This window comes from Helicobacter equorum, assembly GCF_900198655.1.
GTDB lineage: Bacteria > Campylobacterota > Campylobacteria > Campylobacterales > Helicobacteraceae > Helicobacter_F > Helicobacter_F equorum.
The window spans coordinates 1-4,466 of record NZ_FZPO01000088.1; the positions used below are offsets into that span (position 1 = coordinate 1).

The following is a 4,466-nucleotide window of genomic DNA, read 5'->3' on the forward strand; positions in this document are numbered from 1 at the left end:
TAGGGTTAGAATAGTGAAACAATTGTTGTTTTTTTGGCAATTTTGCATAGGATTAGGGCTTGCTGAATGGGTGATGTTTAACGATGGAGGGGATACATATATTTATAATAATCAAAGTGGAGAGATTTTTATCCGTCATCATGTAGGAAAGCAAAATTACGAAGATGTTTTTGTCAAAATGTCTCGTGGCGTGTTTCCCAATGAATTAAAAACTCCCCAATCCACCCAAAAATCGTCAAACCCACTTCCAAATCCTAAAGGTGTCGATGAGAATCTAGAGCAACGCAAACTTGATGCGCTCAAAAAATCTCAAGAGCTTTTAAATAATGCGCTTGAGTTTTAGGCATATCTTGTGTGTTGTGTTGCTTGATAGTGTCAATGTGCAAAATAGACACAAAATCTTCTACTTTTAGAAGATATGCACCAAGAAATTTCCCAATCTTATAATAATCTTAGTTCACATACGATGTTTTATATCCCAACCCCTCTCTTATGAACATACCCCATCATTGCCTTAGTACGATCAATAGTGCTACATTTGCCACGTTTGCTATTTATGAGAAGTGTTGCTTAGTTATCTCAAAAATCATAATCAAGTTTTTGAGTGGGTGTAGTGAAGCACATTTCTTTTTGATGAAGCATCACAGAATGTCACTGAACTCACTCAAGCTTTGTATAAAACACAAAACAAACCTATGACAAGCCCTGTATGATGTGATGAATATGAGCTGGATTTGGGAGTAATGCACACAAAGTGGCGTTACGCCTTAATCAACGCTTAGATCTCGCAATCAAGTGATGTGGATATATGGATAGATTTATCTGTGGGCATTTCTTCTTTTGGGACACGTATACAGAATCTTTTCGTTTTTCATGACTGGGTAGATAAACGCTTTGGAGATCATATTGTATTGGGTGTAGCATTGGGTTATATGCGTGGGACAAGTGAGATCACATAAACCTTTAATTATTTGGGATGGAGTAAGGTTTGGGTTTTAAAGCGTTTATAGATAGTCTGTATTTTACGTTTAATTCTAGCCAAAAGAGATACCTTGATACTTTTATTAAAAGCATAGACCTTTTGTATAGCAAGATCCGGAACTACAATCTCTAATGGATAACTTATAGGAAATTTCATATTAATAGTTTTTGGATTAAAAACTTCATCAAAGATACTACAATGTACCCCACTACCATCCAAGCCTATTTGTTGAATATATGATACGCTAGGAGTAAGACTTAGAGCCTTGTGTTTATATGCAAGACAATAAAAGAATATAGCCCAGGTTTTGATTTACCTTGCTTGTTTAGTAATATTTGTTGCCAAGCATTATAAGAATTTTTTTGATTAATTTCAAAAATTTCTTGTTTACTAAAGCTTTTAATAAAGTAATCTACATCTCTTCTAAAATATTGCCATCTGTCACTCCAAGTACCCCACCCCCAAGGGTCAGGAAAATACCAAAAATAACAATCCCCTAATCCGTTTGGATCTATAGGTGGTGTATATGCATTTATAGCCCAAACGTGATTATTGTTCTCGTAACGAGAAAGTGCATCATTCATGTAATTCAAAAATACAGGTGATACAAGTATATCATCTTCTAAAACTATAATTTTTTTATAGTTGTTAATAATACACGTTACTCCATCAATTATGGATTCTGCTAAACCAAAATTATAATCTCGTTCTATAATGTTAATGTCTTGAAATGAATCTTTGTATCGTTTCTGAAAGGCTTTTAGGTATTGTCTTGTGCGTAAAACCTTGTGTCGATCTTTATGATTTTTTGGTGCATCAGAATAAATAAATAACATACTTTGTTTGCTTAAGGCATTTTGTTTAAGACTTTGAAGTACTTTTGACGTATGTTTTGGTCTGTTGTAGGTAAATAAAACAATTGGTGCTAACATTTATTTCCTTTGAGATATTTTCTGAGAATTTGTTTTATTTTCCAAAAGATATAGAATAATTTTGGAAAATAACAAGCAAGAATTACTTTGGGAGTACAAAGAGTTTTTAAAAGACTTCTAGTATTATTTGGGTCAATATTTTCACGTACTATAGGAATACAGATAAGCGTAGCTGATGAAAGAATGTCCCTAATACCTCTATATAATTCCTGCTGTATATCTTTTTTTGAGGTTGGTAATTTTTGGTAGGTTTGAGCAAAGTGCAGTAATTCGCTTGCCATACACAAAGATGAATAATAAGTATGATATAAATATGCATTATAAGGGGATTTAAAAAGTTTAGCTAGTGACTGTTGATACACTGGCAGGGATTTGATATCTGTGTTATCTGATTTAAAGCGCATTGTAGAATTATCTCTTTCAAAAACTATATAGAGCATTTCTGGTATATATACGACATTGTTGACAAGGGTGAAAAACATAAAATAACTTAGAACATCTTCGAAAATTACGCCTTCTAGGAATCTTGCATATGGATTATAGAAAAGTTTTATATTATATAGGCTATTGCATATAAATCCTGCGAAACCTTTTTTGCGTTTGGTAAAAAATTCTGCAGTATTCATGGGTTTATAATATTGTGTTTCATTCAAATTGAGGAATTTTTTAAAAAACATTTCATTCCGTATTTGTCCAAGTTTATTGATACAATACCAGTCATGTATCACTACATCGACGTGATATTTCTGTATGGCGTCTATACAGATTGCTAAGCATTCTTTTGTAATAGTATCATCAGAGTCGATAAACTTGATGTATTGGCATTGTGGTATGGTTTCAGAATGTGCATAAATTGTGATATTTGGGAGACAAAGAGTGTGTATTGTTCCATTATGGGTAAAAAATTTTAGCGCGGCGTTGCGAACACTGGACTGTCCAGTGTTCGCAACGCTATCAAGCACTATAATTCTTTTATCAAGCTCATAATATTTTAAGCAAATATTACGACTAGAATCTGTACTCGCATCGTTTATGAGAACGATATAAAAATCCTGGTAAGTCTGTGCTAAAATAGAATCTAAACACTTTTTTAAATAACATTCTACATTATACACCGGAACTATAAGACCTACGCACATTGAGAAAGCCTTTTATAAGAGAAAATAAGAATATGTGCGTTTGTGTAAAAAGTTTGTAGTTTACAAGATAAAAAACCTATATGAATTGTTTGACACACTAGGGTAATGTTTTTGCTTTGATAGAAAGGCGTGTGCTGATGAAAGAGATAAATATAATAAATTTGATGATATACTATTTCATATGTATCCCCCCCCCCTATTATAGATTTATAAATCTGCATAGTTTGGTAATTGGTTATATCCCAACTAAAGTTTTGGAGCAAAGCTTGTGCTTTTGTGGTGAGATTTAGGGCGAGGGTCGGATTTGTGATAAGGGATTCTAGGGTATTAGCTATAGAATCTATTGAGCATGGATCAAAGTATAATGCACAATCCTTAGCTATTTCTCTAAAGACCGCTATATCACTCAATACTATAGGACATTGGGCATAAAAACTTTCAAGTATCGGTATTCCAAATCCTTCATAGAGAGAAGGAAATACAAAACACATAGCGTTGTGATAGATTGTATAGAGTTCATCATCTTTTGCTTGTAGAGCAAAGATACATTGTGTGAGATTTAAAGATTCTAAAAGTCCTTGTTCTTGTGTGTTAAATGGTTTACCAACGCAAATACATTGAAGTGATATATATTTTGGAGCAAGTTTGCTAAAAGCTTGAATAAAAGTTTTGAAATTTTTGTAGCCCTCTCGTTGTCCTACAAATAAAATGTATTGTTTTGGGAGTTTTAGTTGTTTTTCAATTTTTTGGAGACTATGACCATGATAGATGACATGAATTTTTTGTTCATTGATACCAAAATAATGCATAAGATCATTTTTGGTTTGATGAGAAATTGCAATAATAAGATCAGAAATATCACATAAAAAGCGCTTAAGGATACTATCGGTGCTATTTTTTGGGAAAAAGACGCCTTCATAGATTTCATGAATCATATCATGAACAGTGGTTACAAGAAAGGTTTTTTTGGGCTTTGTGAGTTTTTTGTAGTAACTTGGGTGATAAATATCAAAATGTTTATGTGCTAATAGAGTTTTTTCATAGCATTCATTAAGAACATAGAGTAATCGTGTTTTGCCACGGAAATTTTTCGTGCATTTGTGGGCGTGTAGATACAGATTTTCGCTATATAGTGCAGGTATGCGTGCTTGAGGATTGCGAATATAGAGCTCGTAGATATAGCGTGAAATACCACCTACATATTGCGTGGAAAAAATATCATGTGAATACAATACACTAGGCAACATGAGACACCTTGTGTATTGTGTAAGTATTTCTGATGTATGGTATGTGCCGTACTATATAGTGTTTTCTATCCCCCCCCCCTATTAGAGACATATAGGTTTTGATATATTGTTTGCTTACAAGATCTTGTGCAAATGCACGCACTACACTTTTCCGTGCATTGTAGCT

General features: G+C 33.3%; 5 protein-coding genes. 2 read left to right on the top strand and 3 right to left on the bottom strand.

The features are described from left to right. Together C6H22_RS08490 and C6H22_RS09065 are read left to right on the top strand one after the other, a co-directional pair. Positions 1-343, top strand: a 343-nt coding sequence (locus C6H22_RS08490; protein ID WP_324826092.1) for a hypothetical protein, incomplete at its 5' end; no start/stop codon positions are given. Between the two features lie 481 nt (positions 344-824). Next, positions 825-959: a hypothetical protein gene (locus C6H22_RS09065; RefSeq protein ID WP_267892044.1), complete on the top strand. Its 135-nt coding sequence runs from the start codon at positions 825-827 to the stop codon at positions 957-959. A gap of 280 nt (positions 960-1,239) precedes the next feature. Here the strand turns inward: C6H22_RS09065 and C6H22_RS08495 are convergent, their stop codons facing one another. Genes C6H22_RS08495 through C6H22_RS08505 form a run of 3 tightly spaced genes read right to left on the bottom strand, consistent with a single transcriptional unit; the run spans position 1,240 to position 4,300 of the window. Next, positions 1,240-1,914: a glycosyltransferase family protein gene (locus C6H22_RS08495; protein ID WP_104694822.1), complete on the bottom strand. Its 675-nt coding sequence runs from the start codon at positions 1,912-1,914 to the stop codon at positions 1,240-1,242. Further along, positions 1,908-3,053 carry a glycosyltransferase family 2 protein gene (locus C6H22_RS08500; protein ID WP_104694823.1) on the bottom strand — a complete coding sequence of 382 codons (1,146 nt, stop codon included), beginning with the start codon at positions 3,051-3,053 and terminating at the stop codon, positions 1,908-1,910. Before C6H22_RS08500 ends, C6H22_RS08495 begins: the two co-directional genes overlap by 7 nt. Further along, entirely contained in the window at positions 3,044-4,300 is a 1,257-nt protein-coding gene (locus tag C6H22_RS08505; protein ID WP_104694824.1) for a glycosyltransferase family 4 protein, read from the bottom strand. Before C6H22_RS08505 ends, C6H22_RS08500 begins: the two co-directional genes overlap by 10 nt. Between the last annotated feature and the right edge of the window lie 166 nt (positions 4,301-4,466).

Bases quoted from the DNA above. Each gene is read 5' to 3' on its own strand.
- C6H22_RS08495 (WP_104694822.1), bottom strand. From the start codon at position 1,914: ATGTTAGCACCAATTGTTTTATTTACCTACAACAGACCAAAACATACG.
- C6H22_RS08500 (WP_104694823.1), bottom strand. From the start codon at position 3,053: ATGTGCGTAGGTCTTATAGTTCCGGTGTATAATGTAGAATGTTATTTA.
- C6H22_RS08505 (WP_104694824.1), bottom strand. From the start codon at position 4,300: ATGTTGCCTAGTGTATTGTATTCACATGATATTTTTTCCACGCAATAT.